This window comes from Actinomycetospora sp. NBRC 106375, from assembly GCF_030269665.1.
In the GTDB taxonomy this organism is placed as follows: Bacteria; Actinomycetota; Actinomycetes; order Mycobacteriales; family Pseudonocardiaceae; genus Actinomycetospora.
The window spans coordinates 46,707-61,944 of record NZ_BSTS01000015.1 but is presented as its reverse complement, the minus strand read 5'-3'; the positions used below and the strand labels follow the sequence as shown (position 1 = coordinate 61,944).

At 76.1% G+C, this 15,238-nt stretch carries 16 protein-coding genes; 9 read left to right on the top strand and 7 right to left on the bottom strand.

Annotation, left to right across the window (positions count from 1 at the left end):
* Nucleotides 1-95: 95 nt before the first annotated feature.
* On the top strand, nt 96-2,138 hold the full coding sequence (locus QSK03_RS23295) for an acyltransferase family protein (protein ID WP_285657234.1): 2,043 nt from the start codon (nt 96-98) through the stop codon (nt 2,136-2,138).
* Nucleotides 2,139-2,151: 13 nt separating this feature from the next.
* Here the strand turns inward: QSK03_RS23295 and QSK03_RS23290 are convergent, their stop codons facing one another.
* Complete coding sequence (locus QSK03_RS23290) at nt 2,152-2,337, bottom strand: hypothetical protein (protein ID WP_285657232.1); 186 nt, start codon at nt 2,335-2,337, stop codon at nt 2,152-2,154.
* A gap of 224 nt (nt 2,338-2,561) precedes the next feature.
* Between QSK03_RS23290 and QSK03_RS23285 the strand changes: the two genes are divergently transcribed.
* Both QSK03_RS23285 and QSK03_RS23280 read left to right on the top strand, forming a co-directional pair.
* Entirely contained in the window at nt 2,562-2,726 is a 165-nt protein-coding gene (locus QSK03_RS23285; protein ID WP_285657230.1) for a hypothetical protein, read from the top strand.
* 86 nt (nt 2,727-2,812) lie between these two features.
* Nucleotides 2,813-3,922 (top strand): C39 family peptidase, encoded by a 1,110-nt coding sequence (locus QSK03_RS23280; RefSeq protein WP_285657228.1) that lies wholly within the window; start codon nt 2,813-2,815, stop codon nt 3,920-3,922.
* Between the two features lie 23 nt (nt 3,923-3,945).
* Here QSK03_RS23280 and QSK03_RS23275 read toward each other — a convergent pair whose 3' ends face one another.
* The gene (locus tag QSK03_RS23275) at nt 3,946-4,632 is read right to left on the bottom strand and encodes a hypothetical protein (RefSeq protein WP_285657226.1); all 687 of its coding nucleotides are present in this window, start codon (nt 4,630-4,632) and stop codon (nt 3,946-3,948) included.
* A gap of 242 nt (nt 4,633-4,874) precedes the next feature.
* On the opposite strand from QSK03_RS23275, the gene QSK03_RS23270 reads away from it, so the two are divergent.
* Complete coding sequence (locus QSK03_RS23270) at nt 4,875-5,246, top strand: VOC family protein (protein ID WP_285657224.1); 372 nt, start codon at nt 4,875-4,877, stop codon at nt 5,244-5,246.
* Nucleotides 5,247-5,249: 3 nt separating this feature from the next.
* On the opposite strand, the gene QSK03_RS23265 is transcribed toward QSK03_RS23270, so the two are convergent.
* The 3 genes from QSK03_RS23265 to QSK03_RS23255 form a co-directional block, all read right to left on the bottom strand.
* The gene (locus tag QSK03_RS23265; protein ID WP_285657222.1) at nt 5,250-5,762 is read right to left on the bottom strand and encodes a mycothiol transferase; all 513 of its coding nucleotides are present in this window, start codon (nt 5,760-5,762) and stop codon (nt 5,250-5,252) included.
* Between the two features lie 30 nt (nt 5,763-5,792).
* Nucleotides 5,793-7,313 carry a class F sortase gene (locus tag QSK03_RS23260; RefSeq protein ID WP_285657220.1) on the bottom strand — a complete coding sequence of 507 codons (1,521 nt, stop codon included), beginning with the start codon at nt 7,311-7,313 and terminating at the stop codon, nt 5,793-5,795.
* Nucleotides 7,314-7,392: 79 nt separating this feature from the next.
* Nucleotides 7,393-8,652, bottom strand: a complete 1,260-nt coding sequence (locus QSK03_RS23255) for a hypothetical protein (RefSeq protein ID WP_285657219.1) — start codon at nt 8,650-8,652, stop codon at nt 7,393-7,395.
* 132 nt (nt 8,653-8,784) lie between these two features.
* Here QSK03_RS23255 and QSK03_RS23250 point away from each other — a divergent pair, with 132 nt between their 5' ends.
* On the top strand, nt 8,785-9,012 hold the full coding sequence (locus tag QSK03_RS23250; RefSeq protein ID WP_285657217.1) for a hypothetical protein: 228 nt from the start codon (nt 8,785-8,787) through the stop codon (nt 9,010-9,012).
* Nucleotides 9,013-9,014: 2 nt separating this feature from the next.
* Here QSK03_RS23250 and QSK03_RS23245 read toward each other — a convergent pair whose 3' ends face one another.
* Nucleotides 9,015-9,425: a hypothetical protein gene (locus QSK03_RS23245; RefSeq protein WP_285657214.1), complete on the bottom strand. Its 411-nt coding sequence runs from the start codon at nt 9,423-9,425 to the stop codon at nt 9,015-9,017.
* Nucleotides 9,426-9,572: 147 nt separating this feature from the next.
* Here QSK03_RS23245 and QSK03_RS23240 point away from each other — a divergent pair, with 147 nt between their 5' ends.
* The 3 genes from QSK03_RS23240 to QSK03_RS23230 all read left to right on the top strand — a co-directional run bounded on the left by QSK03_RS23240 (nt 9,573) and on the right by QSK03_RS23230 (nt 11,822).
* On the top strand, nt 9,573-10,226 hold the full coding sequence (locus QSK03_RS23240) for a hypothetical protein (RefSeq protein ID WP_285657213.1): 654 nt from the start codon (nt 9,573-9,575) through the stop codon (nt 10,224-10,226).
* Between the two features lie 657 nt (nt 10,227-10,883).
* The gene (locus QSK03_RS23235) at nt 10,884-11,510 is read left to right on the top strand and encodes a Clp protease N-terminal domain-containing protein (protein WP_285657212.1); all 627 of its coding nucleotides are present in this window, start codon (nt 10,884-10,886) and stop codon (nt 11,508-11,510) included.
* 33 nt (nt 11,511-11,543) lie between these two features.
* A complete protein-coding gene (locus tag QSK03_RS23230; protein ID WP_285657211.1) occupies nt 11,544-11,822 on the top strand; it encodes a hypothetical protein in 279 nt (92 codons plus the stop codon).
* 1 nt (nt 11,823) lies between these two features.
* On the opposite strand, the gene QSK03_RS23225 is transcribed toward QSK03_RS23230, so the two are convergent.
* Nucleotides 11,824-14,139, bottom strand: a complete 2,316-nt coding sequence (locus tag QSK03_RS23225; protein ID WP_285657209.1) for a CDP-alcohol phosphatidyltransferase family protein — start codon at nt 14,137-14,139, stop codon at nt 11,824-11,826.
* Between the two features lie 52 nt (nt 14,140-14,191).
* Between QSK03_RS23225 and QSK03_RS23220 the strand changes: the two genes are divergently transcribed.
* On the top strand, nt 14,192-15,157 hold the full coding sequence (locus QSK03_RS23220; RefSeq protein WP_502872209.1) for a zinc-dependent alcohol dehydrogenase: 966 nt from the start codon (nt 14,192-14,194) through the stop codon (nt 15,155-15,157).
* Nucleotides 15,158-15,238: the final 81 nt, after the last annotated feature.

The following is a 15,238-nucleotide window of genomic DNA, read 5'->3' as shown; positions in this document are numbered from 1 at the left end:
ATCTCTCCGGCGACCTGCCCGCCGTCGGCCCGCTCGGGGCCGTCGGGGAGGCTGGGGGCCGCGGAGATCCGTGATCGTGAGGAGGACCAGGGGACGTGAGCCGGCTCGCGACCGCCGACCACGGCACGGCCGGCACGTCCGGCACCTCCGGCGCGACCTCGCGGACCGAGCGCCGCGGAGAGATCGAGGGTCTGCGGGGACTCGCGGCCGTCCTGGTCGTCGTCTACCACGTGTGGGTCGGGCGGGTCTCCGGCGGCGTCGACGTGTTCTTCCTGCTCTCGGGCTTCTTCGTGCTCGGGATGCTCTCCCGCACGGCGATCCGGGGCCGGCGCGTCGAGGTCGCCGCGACGTGGACGCGCCTGTTCTGGCGCCTCGTTCCGACCGCCGGCCTGGTCCTGGCGGTGAGCGCGGTCGTCGCGGCCGTGCTCCTGCCGGCCTCGACGTGGACGCGGAACCTCCACGAGCTGCTGGCGTCGGCGTTCTTCGTCGAGAACTGGCGCCTGGCGGCCGACGCCGTCGACTACTACGCGAACCACGGCTCGGCGAGCGTCGCCCAGCACTTCTGGTCGCTGTCGATCCAGGCGCAGTTCTACCTGCTGGCGCCGGTCCTCGTGCTGCTCGTCGCGCGGTGGGCGCGCTGGCGGGGGTTCGACGTGCGCGCCGCCTTGCTCGTCGTCCTCACCGGCGCCGGCCTCGCGTCGTTCGCGTACTCCGTGGCCGCGACGGCGTCCGACCAGGCCGTCGCCTACTTCGACGCCCGCACCCGCGTGTGGGAGTTCGCGCTCGGCGGCGTCCTCGCTCTCGTCGCCGACCGCATCCGGCTCGGCCGGGCGACGCGCGCGGTGCTCGGCGTGCTCGGTGTCGCCGGGCTCGTGACGTGCGGCGCGGTGCTCGACGTCGGCGCTGCGTTCCCCGGCTACCTCGCGCTGTGGCCGGTGCTCTCGGCGGTCGCGGTCATCGTGGCCGGGCGCGCGGGCGTCGCCGACCGGCTGCTGACCGGCGCGACCGCCCAGTACCTCGGCCGGATCAGCTACCCGCTCTATCTCTGGCACTGGCCGGTGCTCGTCACCCTGCTCGTGCTCACCGGCAGCGCGACGGCGGGGGTGACCGGCGGCCTGGTGGTCGTCGCGATCTCGGTGGCGCTCGCGGTCGGCACCCACCACGTCCTCGAGGAGCCGCTGCGCCGCCTGCCCCGCGAGCGTCTCGGCGGCCCGGTCCGGGCGCCGCTCGTCGTGGCGGCGTGCCTGGCGCCGGCGCTGGCCGCCCTGGGTGTGTGGTCGGCGGTCGTCGCGGCCGGTCCGGACCCGGAGGTGGGCGACCAGCGCCACCCCGGGGCCGTCGCGCTCGGCCCGGACTACGTCGCTGACACCGAGGAGAGCGTGCCGGTGCAGCCGTCGGTGGCCCGCGTCCAGGACGACTGGGCGCAGTACCGCGACGGCTGCGCCCCGGTGCCCGACCACCCCGTCCTCGAGCAGTGCGTCCCCGTGCGTGCCGAGGGGGAGCCGGCGCGGCGGATCACGGTCGTGGGCGACTCCCACATGCAGCAGTTCCTGCCCGCGCTCGAGCCCGTCGCCCGCGAGCAGAACTGGGAGGTCACTACCCTCGTCCGCGCCCGGTGCCCGTTCGCGACGACGTCGGAGACCGACCCGGCCGACGCGACGTGCGTCGACTGGAACGCGGCGGCGATCGAGCACCTCGCGGCCGACGCGCCGGACGCCGTGGTCGTCAGCGCCACCCGCGACGTCCGGGCCGGGCTGACCGAGCAGACCCCCGACGGGTTCGTCGCCGGGTGGCAGCGCCTCGACGAGGCCGGCGTCCCGGTGCTCGCCGTGCGCGACAACCCGCGCTTCGACCACGAGCCCGCGGAGTGCCTGGAGTCCTACGGGCGGGGCGCCGACGAGTGTGCGATCCCGCGCGCGGAGCTCCTGGCCGACGATCCGCCCTGGACGTCGACGCCGGGCGTGCCGGGCAACGTGGCGTTCCTGGACCTCTCGAACGAGCTGTGCGGCCCGGTGAGCTGCCCGCCCGAGATCGGCAACGTGCTCGTCTACCTCGACGACAACCACGTCTCGGCGACGTACAGCCGGACCATGGGGCCGGTCGTCGGCGAGCGGATCCCGGCGCTGCTGGGTTGGTGAGTGTGCTCGTGAGCTAGCCGGTCGGCTCCTCGCCGGCCTCGGCGGTGCCCTGCTCGTCGGGCTCCAGGTCGATGTCGAACGCCGGCTCGACCTCGTCGGGGTCGGCGTCGGGTGCCGTGTCGTCGGTGGGCTCGGGGCGGTCCATGCCCTCCTCGGCGTCGAGGTCCCTCTCGGCAGGCGTGCGGGGCTCGCTGTCCATCACGGCACTGCCTACCCCGGCCGGCCGGTGGGGATGCGCTCGCGGGTGTTACGGGCCGGTGTCCGGTCACGGGCGCGTCACGGCGGTGAGGTTGCGTCCACCGGTCAGGTCGGCGGTCGTGACGTTGCCGACGCAGCGTGACCGCCAACCGGAAGGCCCGACACCCGTCTGGATCCGTGAGTGCGGGGCGTTCCCGGCGCTCGGGGGACGAAGGAGAGAGTCGGATGTTCGTGATCGTGGCCGTGGTCGTCGTCGGTGTGATCTTCCTGGGTGGGGCGCTGCTGGGCGTCACCGTCGCCCAGAACCAGGCCGCCGACCGGGCCCGTCGCACCGCGCGTGAGCGGCACCTCAACGCCGTGCGCACCGAGGCCCTGATCTCGCAGGCCTGAGCCGGGAACAATCCCGGTCCGCCCCGGCGTCGAAGGCCCGACGCCGGTGCCGGAGGGGCGCGGCGTCGCCGACGAGGGAGAGCGCCGTGGACGACGTCACCGAGATGGTCGCCGAGGACGCCCCCGAGCCCATGGACCTGTTCACCGATCTCGACGGCGACGGGCGCGTCGACGTCACCGCGGTTGACACCGACGGTGACGGCGTGCTCGACCTCGGCTGGACCGACGCGAACGGCGACGGGCTCGTCACCGACGACGAGGTGCACCCGATCACCGGCGGCTGGTCGACCGACTGGTACCGCCACGAGGACAACTTCCGCGACGGCGCCCTCCCGGCCGACGCCTCCGCCGCCCGCGACGACGGGATGCACGGCGACCCGGCGCAGGCGTCGTCGTACTGGTACGCGCAGTCGACCAACGGCTACTGCGTCCCGGCGTCGGTGGCCCAGGTCGTGGGCGAGTGGCAGGGCCACAACGTCGGCGAGCAGGAGGTCGTGGACCGCGCCGTCGCGCACGGCTGGCTGACCACCACCGACGCCGACGGCGACGGGCGCCCCGACGACGCGTCGGGGATGACCTCGTCCGAGGGCGAGGCGCTGCTGGAGAGCTACGGCATCCCCGCGACGACGACGCACGGGAGCCTCAAGGACCTCGAGCTCCTGCTCGACCAGGACCGCGACATCATCGCCTACGTCGACGCCGACGAGATCTGGTACCACCAGGACGACGACGCCGCCGACGGCGGCACCGACGCCAACCACGCGGTGGTCGTGACCGGCATCGACGACGAGAACGTCTACCTCGCCGACCCCGGCGACCCCAGCGGCGCGGTGTCCGTCGTGCCGCGCGCGACCTTCGAGGACGCGTGGAGCGACTCGGACCACGAGATGCTCGTGACCGACACGGCCCCGCCGCACACGGCGCCCGCCGACAACGCGCCGACCCACCCGGTGCCGGCGGAGGGCACCGACCCCTCCGCGGCCGGCGGCACGCCGCCCGCCGACGCGGCGGCCGGCAAGCCGGGCATCCGCGAGATGCGGTGCGCCCTGATCTCCGAGGGCTCGACGGGTGTGGTGTTCCTGCCGATCGTGCTGCAGCACGTCGCCGTCGCCACCGGCGGCGTCTCCGCCCTCCTGGCCGCGGTGGGCATCGTCCGCCCGCGCCGCCCCGTACGTGAGCGAAATTCCCGGCTATAGCCGGGAATTCCGCTCACATGGGGTCAGGCGCCGCAGGTCGCGGCGACGGAGCGGGCGACGCGCATGGTGACGGCGCCGTAGTCCTCCGAGGTGTCGGCGCGCATCCAGGCGAGGATGTCGTCGGCGCCGCGCTCGAAGGCGCGGTGCTCGGGCGAGGTCTCGCCGTAGGTCGCGGCCAGCGCGTCGCCGCGCGCGTCGAGGACGCCGGTCCACTGCGCGCTCGGGGTGCGGCCGAGGGTGGCGACGGTGTCGTCGAGGGCGTCGGCGACGACCGCGGCGCACTGGCGGGCGACGGCCGGCGCGTGCACCGGGGCGACGGGGGCGCTCGGCACCGCGGCGGGAGCCGGCGAGCTCGCGGCCGTGGTCGCGACGGCGTGGACGAGGTCGGGCAGCTGCGAGCCGACGCCGACGAGCGCCATGGCCGCGCCGGCGACCGCGATGGTCAGCGGGGCGCGGGTGCCGGCGGAGCGGCGGGCGGACCGGCGGGGTGCGGCGGGCGTGCGTGCCGGCGCGGGGATCGCGGGCGGCGTCGGCACCCCGGTGACGGGGTGCGGGCGGTAGGCCGTCGGCGCCGGGTAGCCGAGCCCCGCGGGCGGGGCGTCGAGGGCGACCGGGCGGGCGGCGTGCCGGGGCACGGTCGGCACGGGCGGCACCGTCGGCGCGGCCACGACCGTCACCGGACCGTCGTCGCGCCGGTGGTGGTGCCCCATGATCAACCCCCGAATGGCCTAGCGACCAGCGGCCATGCGGACGCTGTGTGAGCGATGTCGCAGGGAGACTCGTGGTCGTTACCGTCCTGAAGCCCGTGACGTCCGGGTTCACCACGTCGGGTGACCGGGGACGACCCGGTCGGACGCGGGCCGGGAAAAGTCGCCGGCTACCTGACGCGACCTGTCAGGAACAGGTCCTAGCGTCGTCGGTGTCCGCTCCCGCACGAGGCCAGGAGGCCGCGATGCCCACCACGCTCGACACGATCAATCTGGCCATGATCAATCTGGACGGTCCCGACCCCCGCGCCCAGGCCGCCTTCTACGGCGCGCTGCTGGGCTGGACGACGGTCCACGCCGAGGACGAGTACGCGATGATCTCCGGCGAGGGCGCGCCGATCGGGTTCGGTCGCGTGCCGGGCTGGACGCCGCCGCCCTGGCCGGACCCGGAGGGCACCAAGCGCTACCACCTCGACCTCGGTGTCGACGACCTCGACGCCGCGATCGCCCGGGCCCGCGAGCTGGGCGCGACGGTGCCCGACCACCAGCCCGGCGAGCGGTGGCGCGTGCTCATCGACCCGGTCGGCCACCCGTTCTGCCTGTGCCCGACGGGGTGAAGCTCAGCGGCGGCGCCGGACCAGGCCGGCGAGGTAGGCGGCCTGGCCGGCGTGCTGGATGTCGTCGTCCACCACGCTGACCAGCCGCACCCCGCGGGTCACCGGCGGGTCCCAGCGGTCGTCGATGACCTCGTCGAGGTCCTCGCCCTCCAGGGTCCGCAGGTAGGCGACCGTGCGCTCGTGGACGGCGTCGTGGTACCCGGTGAGCAGCGACGGGTCGTCGACGCGGACCGCCGCGACCTGCTCGCTGGTGTGCCCGTAGCCGATCGAGGCGTCGTCGAGCGGGAGGTCGAACCGCCGCGCCCAGCCGTCGGCGGTCCACACCTGCTCGGTGCCGGCGAGGTCGGCGACGTGGTCGTCCTGCACGCGGGTCAGGTGCCACACGAGCCAGGCGATCGGGTTGGCCTCGCCGTCCGGCCGCCAGGCCAGCTCGTCGGGGCTCAGCCCGTCGACCGCCCGGGTCAGATCTCCCTGCGCCCGTGCGAAGGCGTCGACCAGCACGTCGATGGCGTCCACGCGTGACCCTCCTCGATCCCGCCGCTCCGCTCAGCGTTGCGTCGCGAAGACGACGACGTTGTCCCGGTACGACAGCGTGCCCTCGTCGAAGGGGCCGCCGCACGTCAGGAGACGGAGCTGCGGCACCGTCGAGGGACCGTAGATGCGGTCGTTCGGCATCGTGTCCTTCGGGAAGTACTCGACGCTGTCGACCGAGAACCGCGCCGTCCCCCCGTCCGAGCGGGGGACCTCGACGAGGTCGCCGGGGCGCAGCCGGTCGAGCTGGGCGAACACCGCCGGCCCGCGCCGCGTGTCGACGTGCCCGGCGAACACCGCGGGTCCGGGGTCGCCGGGCACCGCGCTCGACGTGTACCAGCCGACCTGCCCGAAGTCGGTCGGCACCTGCAGCGCTCCCCGGTAATCGATGCGCAGGTCGGCGAGCTTGAGCGCGGCGAGCCCGATCGACGGGATATGCATGGCCGTCGGGCGCAGGCCGTCGGGCGCGGCCAGTGCCGCCGCCAGCGGCATCCGCGGTGCGGGCGGCACCTCGTCGTCGTCGGAGAAGAAGCCCGAGAACCAGTTGCCGATCGCCGAGGGCAGGGTCGGCTGCGCCAGCCCGCCGAGGCCCGCCTCGGTGCCCCCGCGCGGCACCGGCGGCACGCGCGGCGGCGTCGGCAGGGGAGTCTCCGGGTCCGGCGTCGGGCGCGGGGTCGGGGTCGCCGGGAGCGTCGTCGGCTCCGTCCCCGGCGCGGGCACCCCGGCCACGGTCGCGGCGTCCGGGACGGCCGCCACGATGAGCTGACCGTCGGGCTCGCGGCCGACGAACAGCGTCGTCACCCCGGTGTCCGACAGCGGCACCGTGGTCTGGTTGGTCGACCCGAGACGGGACCGGAGCCGCACCTCCCACGCCCGCGCGGGAACGGTGACGTACGGCGTCGTCGAGCCGTAGAACAGGTCGCGGGCCAGGGGCGGTCCGCCGTCGAGGTCGACGTCGAGCGCCCCGACCCCGTTGGCGCCCTGCACGACGCGTACCTGCGCGGAGCCCGCCGGCGCGGGTGCGGTCTGGTCGTCGAGCACCTGCAGCTCCGGGGCACCCGAGACGGTGGAGTCGACGAACGCCGCGGTCTGCGCGGTGCCGGCCGGCACCTCCACCGACACCCGGACCGCGGGCGGGCTGGCCGCCGGCGCGCCCGCCGGGCGCGCGGTCAGCGTGTACGTGCCGGCGGGCTCGGTGAGGTACGGCGACGTGCCGCGGTAGGCGACGCCCGGCGCGACGAGGGTCTCCGGGAGGTCCGGGCCGGTGACGTACATGTCCACCGACGGGGTCACCGGGGACAGGTGCGCGATGCGGAGCATGCCCGTCGAGGTGTCGGCCGTGGCCTGCCGGACCCCGACCGTCACGGTCACCCCCACGACCGCGAGCACGACCAGCGCCGCAGCCACCCACACCACCGGGCGGCGGTGCCAGGACCGCAGGACCGCGCCGTCCTCGACCGGGGGCGTGGCGGGTCCCGGTGCCGGGTCGTGGAGTGGGTCGTGGGGTGGGTCCTGGGACGGGTCCTGGTCGGACACGGGAGCTCCTCGTCGGGAGGCGGCCGGAGGGCCACGGGGGGCTGCGGGGGTGGTGCGGGGGAGCGGGGGGAGCGCCGTGTCAGGGGCCGGCGGCGGTGTCGCCGCCGGAACCGGGCGAGCCGGGTGGGGGAGCGCCACCGGCGACGGTCGCCGCGTCGCGGGTGGTCGGGGGAGTCTGCGCCCGCGGGAAGCGGCCACGCCAGACCACGACGCCCCGGACGCCGACCGCGGCGCCCTCGAGCGCCGAGACGGTGTCCGCCAGGCGCGCGGGCAGCGCCCGGCGGGTGTCGACGGCGACGAGCGCGGACCGCACGCCCACCGCCAGCACCCGGCCCAGCGCGTCGTCGTCGGGGCGGGGTCGACGCAGCGTGTAGACCGCCGGCTCGTCCCGGTCGTCGGGCACGGGGTGCCGCCCGTCGGCCGTCAGGTCGCGCCGCGGGAGCACGTCGCCGGTGATGCGGGCGGCCTCGACGAGGTCGCGGCCGACGTCGCGCGCCCGCGGATCGGCGAGCTGGAACACCAGGACCGGTCCGCGGCCGCGCACCACGTCGGCGTAGAGGCGGGTGAGCACCGCCGGGACGTCGTCGCCGGGGTGCACGACGGCGTGCGGACCGTCGACGCGCGCGAGCGCGAGGGTCCGCTCCCGGCGGGCTCGCGCGGCCCGCTCGCCGCGGAGGGCCCGCGCCACCAGGAGGCCGACCCCGACGAGCGCCGCCACCGCCAGGACGGTCAGCAGCACCTCGACCCACGGCGGTCGTTCGGTCGTGACCACCGGGTCGCCGTCGGGCAGCAGCCGGGGCACGGGGGCGGCGGTGCGCTCGGCGACGGCGGTCGCGAGCGCGGCGTAGCGCTGTTCCAGCGGGCCCCGGGCGGGATCGCCGAGGGGCGTCGCGCGCAGCGCCGTCGTCAGCTCCAGCATCTGCCCGTCGAGGGGCGCGAGGTCCGCGCGGAGCCGCGCGGTGTCGAGGCGGCCCTGCGTGTCGGCGAGCGCGACGACGGTCGCGCGGGCGAGATCGCGCGCCTGTTCGGGGGAGTCGCCGGGCGCGGCGACGGTGACGATCCCGGCGGTGGACGCGGTGACGTCGACGTCGGGGGCCCGGTCGGTGTCCACGCCGGCGTCACGCGCCGCCGCGGACCGGACGGGGACGGTCGCGGCGAGGCCGACGACCGTGCCGGCGACGTCGGCGGGCGTCGCCACGGCCGTCGCGGTGGCCCGGAACGTCGGCGAGCGCAGGACGAGGACGAGCACCCCGACCAGCACGACGACGCCGAGGGCGCCCGTCACCCACCAGCGGGCGTGGCGTGGCGTGGGCGCACCCGTCCAGCCCCCGCTCGCCACGAACGATCACCCTAGTGGGTCATTGGTCCGTTCGGCGCACTACTCGGGACGATCGGTCCCGGGTTCCGGGACGGTGTCCTGCCCTCGGCGAACACGGCCCCGTCCCTCCGCCGGAGGGATCACGCTGGACCCATGAGCTCCAGCCTGTACGTGGCCCTGCGCAGCGGTCACGAGCACACCGTCACCAACCTCGACGACGACGCGGCCGCGTCCCTCCGCGCGCGGATCGTGGCCCACCTGGAGGCACGCGAGTCGCACCCGACGCTCGATCTCGGCGACGGCACCACCGTGCGCACCGATGCCGTCGTGCTCGCGCGCGTGCACGACGAGGGCCCGCGCACCGGGTTCGTGGGGACCTGAGGTCAGGCCGGCGTGACCACCGTTCCGACGGTGCCGCAATACGTGCAGCGCGGGGCGGGGACGCGGGCGGCGCGCTCGGTCCGGCGGGCGAGGTAGGCCGATACGAGACGATCGGCGGTGCGCGGCGTCGAGTGCGCCGCCCCGAGGTCGTCGAGCGCGAGGTCCCAGAGCAGCGGCACGGCCGGGTCGTCCCAGCCGCGCCCGGCGAGGTCGACGAGGGAGGCGGCGTCGCGGCCGGCTCCGACCCACTCGATCGCGAGCTCGACGATCTCGGCCGGCTCCCAGGCCATCCCGAGCACCTGGGCCGCGCGGGCCTCGGCCGGTGTCATCCCACGCCGCGACGGCAGTGCTGCCAGGGCGGCCAGGGCGGCCAGTGCGGCCGGTGCGGTGACGCCGGTGATCGTGCTCGTCATGCTCAACCCCCCAGGCTGATCGCGCTGCGTGAGATCGGCGGTGCCTCATCTCACCCGCTCAGCGTATCGCCTCCTCCGTCGGCCGGGAACGGTGACGTTCTGTCTTGTGTGAACCGTCGGTTGACACGATGTGCGACGCTGCGGGGTGTGAACCTGAAGTTGTCGATCGACCGTGCCGTGGACGAGGGCGCCGATCGGGTCGACGTCGCCGACCCGGGCCCGAAGCCGGACGACCGGGGCGGCGAGCGCGCGGCGCGGCACCGCGCCCTCGCCGGCCTCGGGTCGGCGCTGGCGGTCGAGGCCGACGTCCGCGCCGCGAGCCTCGCGGCGGCCGCCCGGCGGGCCGAGGTGGCCGTGTGGCTCGGGGCGAGCCTCGCCGACCTGGGCGGGGTCACCGGGCATTCGCGGCAGGCGGCACGCAAGCGCTGGCCGGACCTGGGTGCGATCCACCGGCGCCGGCACTGGCTCGGGTACCACGTCGACGACGTCTTCTGGGCGGTGCGGCTGGTCCTCGACGCCGACCTCGAGGGCATCGACCCGCAGGCCCGCGCGGCTCTCGCCGACGCCCTCGCCGTGGCCGAGCGCGACTTCGCGCCGGACGCGGACGTCGACCCCCGGGACCTCGACGCCGCCGTCGCGCGCTGGGAGGCGTTCGACGCGCTCGTGGACCGGCACCTGCGCGCCGTGGTCGCGGCCGCCCCCGCCGAGCCCGTCGACCCGGGCGCGGGGTTCGCGGTGCACGGAGCTCGCGGGGTGCTGCGGTACTACGACCACGCGGTCGGGGAGCCCGTCGAGTCCTGAGGGGCGTCGCGGACATCGACGCGTCGGCCGCGGGGTGTCGGTGCGGGCGCCCGGCGGTGCGGGGGAGGCCGCTGAGGTCCGGGAGACGCTTCGAATACCGAAGCATCGGCCGGAGATGGTGTCCGGGGGCGGGGCGGGGGTGCTGAGGTGCCGCGGACGCTTCGAAAGCCGAAGCATCGGCCGCAGAGTCGGCGCGCCGAGACGGAGCGAAGGACGCCCTCGCTGCGACCCCCATGGCGCGAGGGGCGCCTTCGCTGCCTGCCACGCACCCAGGGCGTCCCTCGGTCCCCGGCGCCACACCCCAGGGCACCCCTCGGTCTCCGCCCACCACCACACACCCGCGGCGCGAGGGACGCCTTCGCTGCCTGCCACGCACCCAGGGCGTCCCTCGGTCCCCGCCTCCCCGCCTCCCCGCCTCCCCGCACCCCGATCCCCGCCCCGCCGATCCGAGCTGTCCGCGCAGCGAAGCGATCCTTGCGCCGACCGGCGTGTCGGTGCCGAATCCGCCGGACAGGCGGCTGCATCGCCGGCCCCGCAGCCCCGGGTCACGCGACGTCGAACCCCGTCCCCCACGGTCGTCACATCCCGAGCGAGCGGGCCCCGGGCGTGGTCACCCGCGATGACCGGCGGTGTCGTCGCGGACCCGGACGTGCCCGGGTGCCCGCGCGCCTGTTCGCCCCGCGCCGCGCGACGCACTACAGAACGGCCATGGGGATGACGACACCCATCCACGACACGCTCGCCGGGCTCCCCGGCGTCGCACCCGCCCCACGCCCGCGGCCGCGCACGGTGACCGACGACGCCGAGCGGATCGTGGCGCTCGCGTGGCGGGAGGCCGAGGAGCGCGGGCACGGGTCCTTCGGCACCGGGCACCTGCTGCTCGGGCTGGTGCGCGCCGAGGGCCCGGAGGCGGGGCTGCTCGAGGTCGTGGGTGTCACCGCCGCCACCGCGGGCGCGGCGATGTCGCTCGTGGCGTCGTCGTCGGTGTCGGAGCCGGTGGCGCACGACGGGGGCGGGCCGGTCGCCGGCCCGGCCGTCGCGGAGGTCCTCGCGGGCGCCGCGGTCGACGGCACCGTGACCTCATCGGGCCTGCTCACCGCCCTGCTCGCCCGGCCGTGGGGTCAGGCGGCGGAGATGCTCGCCGCCCTCGGGGTCGAGCCGGGCGAGCTCGCCGCGGTGGGAGCCGTGTTGTCGGGGCGTCCGCCCCGCACACCGCGCCTGTCGCCGCGGGACCCGAGCGGCCTGCTCTCCTCGGCCTGGCGGCGTCCCGTCACCGGCGCGTGACGCCGGGCCGTCACGGCGGACAGAATCCGGCGCATGGCCAAGCCCAGCTGGATCCGCGCCGCCGACGGTGACTGGTACCGCGCCTCGGAGGTGGTCGCGGTCAAGACCCTGCCGCACAACCCCGACGGCGGGTTCATGGTCACGGTCGAGACCCACCGCCACGACAACATCGACGTCACCGGCCGCGTCGACCACGAGGACGACGCGTCGGAGCGCCGCGACGCCCTCGCCCGGCTCCTCTCGACGGCCGAGAAGGGCACGATCATCAGCTACGCGTCCGGGCGGTTCGCGACCGAGGAGATCGACGACTGAGTTACGGCTGCGGCCCGTAGGCGTCGAGGAACCGGTCGCGGAAGGCGCTCATCGGCCACACGGGCGCGTTCGGCGCCGGGACGAGCCCCGGCGACCAGCCCCACGAGGCGATCCGGTCGAGCACGGCGGGGTCGCGGCTGACCACCGAGACCGGGATGTTGCGGTCGGTCGTCGGCCCGGTGACCGCGGGCGAGGCCTGGTGGTCGCCGAAGACGACGAGCACGGGCGCGCGGGCCGGGTCCTCGGCCGCCTGGCGCCCGACCCAGTCGTAGAGCGTCGAGAGCGTGTACTCGATGCTGCGGCGGTAGTCGTCGCGGACCTGTGGCGCGGGCGTCGTGAAGATCGACTGGAACGAGTGCTGCGGCTCCTCGGGGCCGAACACGCTGCCGTCGCCGACCTGGTCCCACGGGACGGTCCGGGGCAGCGGGGCCCACGGTCCGTGGCTCGAGGTCAGGACGAGCTCGGCCATGGTCGGCGGGGTGCCGGGGCCGCGGGGCTCGAGGCGGTCGAACGCCGACAGCGCGTACTGGTCGGGCATCGGCGACCAGCTGAACCGCGGGCCGCGGTAGCCCAGGTCGTCGTGGGTGTAGGAGCGGTCGAGGCCGAAGAACGCCGCCTCCGGCCAGGGCCCCGTCGTCCCGGGCTGGACGGTGACGGTGCGCCAGCCGCCCTCCTGGAACGCGCGGGTCAGCGTGAGGCGGTCCGAGGAGACGAGGTCGGTGTGCCGCTGCTCGCCGTCGATCCACAGCCCGGAGAACATCGTCGCGTGCGCGAGCCAGCTGCCGCCGCCGGCGACGGGCGAGGTCAGCAGGCCGGTGCGCGCGCCGTAGCCCGCGGCGTCGAGCCGTTGCTGGCCCTGCGCCATCGCGGAGCGGACGGGTCCGGACAGGCCGGGGTCGTCGAGCGCGGCCACGCCGTAGCTCTCGACGACGGCGATGACCACGTCGCGGCCGCGCAGCGCGGTGAGCAGCCGGTCCGGCGGGACGCCGCGGTAGGCGTCGACGGACGCCTCCCGCTCGAAGGCCTGCTGGTCGCGCACGCCGGCGTCGATCTCGACGGCGCGGTCGACGGCCCGGATCGAGGTGTCGCGGGAGGCGACGGGAACGCCCGGCACCAGCTGCACCGACAGCGTCCACGCCACGAACCACGCGACGGCCAGCACGGCGGCCAGTCGAAGCGCCCCGGACCGGTGGGCGGCGGCGACGCGCGCGAGGCGGGCCACCGCGGCGCCCGTCCCCACGACGAGCCCGACCCCGAGCAGGGCGACGACCACCGCCACGACGGTCCCGACCGCCGGGCCGGAGGTCTCGGCGACGAAGTCGTAGGCGTTGCCGAGCAGGGCCGCGTCGCGCGCGGGGTCGAACGGGCGCGCGATGGCGACCGAGAAGCCGAGGTCGAACAGCGTCAGCACCAGCAGGGTGCCGAGCACGAGCCCGGCCGCCCACGCGAGCACCCGCCGGGGCCACACGGGCACCAGCGCCGCGACCACGAGCGCGACCAGCACCTCGAACGGCACGCGCAGCGCCGACGGCGGCACGAGGCGCGCGATGTCGCCGGGCATGAGCAGGCCCAGGAGCACCAGCGCGCCCGCGAGCAGCGTGAGCACGCCGGCCAGCCCGCGCCGGATGCGCACGGGGTGCGTGTCGGCCGTGCGCCACAACCGGACGACGTCGCGGCCGAACGACCAGGCCAGCGCGGCGAGGGCCGCCGCCACGAGCACGGTCGCGACCACGACCGGCAGCAGCTGCGACGCCGCGACCACGAGGACGACACCCTGCGCCGCGGCGACGACCTTGCCCGAGCGCAGCGGCGTCAGCTCGCCCTGCAGCCACGGCAGCACGACGCCCGCGGCGACGAAGAGGTAGCGCGCGAGCCCGATGAGCAGCACCCACGACCCGAGCTGCCCCGCGACGTGCAGCGACAGCACCAGGAGCAGGAACGCGTCGAGCTCCATGTCGAAGCGCGCCCCGAACGCCGAGGCGACGTTCCGGCGCCGGGCGACCGCGCCGTCGACCCCGTCGAGCGCGAGCGCGACCGCCGCCAGCGCCACCAGCGCGGGGGTCGAGACGGGGTCGGCGACCAGTGCGGTGACCCCGACGACGAGCACGGCGCGCAGCAGCGTCACGCGCCCCGCGGGACCCAGCGCGTCGACCCCCGCCCCGAGGAGGACCACGACCAGCGTCGCGGCGGCCGCGGCGCCCACCACCAGACCGAACGGCCCGAGCCCGGCGCCCTCGACGAGCACGCCGAGCAGCCCCGCGCTCGCCACCGCGCCGCCGGCGAGCTCGGCGGTCAGGATCGGGGCGGGGCGTCGCACACCTGCCAGCATGGCCGCCCGCTGATCGTCGCCGAGTGAGGAGGGTGGGTCCGTGACCGAGACGGCCCAGGCGTTCCGGGTCGAATCACCCGGTCGGGCAGGAATCGTCGACGTCCCGCTCCCGGAGCCGGGTCCCGACGACGTCGTCGTGCGCACGTCGCACTCCCTGGTGAGCCGGGGCACCGAGACGTTGGTGTTCCGGGGCGAGGTCCCGCCGAGCCAGTACGACCTCATGCGCGCGCCGTTCCAGGTCGGCGACTTCCCCGGTCCCGTGATCTACGGGTACCTCGCGGTCGGGGAGGTCGAGTCCGGCCCCGGAGCCGGGCGGACGGTGTTCAGCCTGCACCCGCACCAGGACCGGTTCGTGGTCCCGTCGTCCATGGCCGTCGACGTCCCGGTCGACGTCCCGGCGGCGCGCGCGGTGCTGGCCGGCACGGTCGAGACCGCGGTCAACGCCCTCTGGGACGCCGCGCCGCGCGTCGGCGACCGGATCGCGGTCGTCGGCGCGGGGATGGTCGGCGCCTCGGTGGCCGCGGTGCTCGCGACGATGCCGGGTGTGCGCGTGGAGCTGGTCGACGTCGACCCGTCGCGCGCCGCGGTGGCCGAGGCGCTCGGCGTCGGGTTCGCCACCCCCGACGCGGCGACCGGCGAGTGCGACCTCGTGCTGCACGCCTCGACGACCGAGGCCGGGCTCGCCCGGTCGCTGGAGCTGCTCGGCGACGAGGGCGAGGTCGTCGAGATGTCGTGGTTCGGCGACCGGGCGCCGCGCGTGCCGCTCGGCGAGGCCTTCCACTCCCGGCGCCTGACCCTGCGCGCCACCCAGGTCGGCCGCGTCGCCCCGGCCCGCCGCGCCCGGTGGAGCACGACCGACCGCCTGCGCCTGGCCCTGCGCCTGCTCGCCGACCCGCGCTTCGACGCCCTGATCAGCGACAGCTGCGCCTTCGCCGACCTCCCGGCCGTGCTGCCCGCCCTCGCGTCCGGCGAGCGCCCGGGCCTCGGGGTACGCGTGGACTACTGAGGTGCGCTCCGCGCACGTGAGCAGTTCGATCGCTAAAGCGGTCCGAAGTGCTCACGTGCACGCCGTGCACCGGCCTAGGCT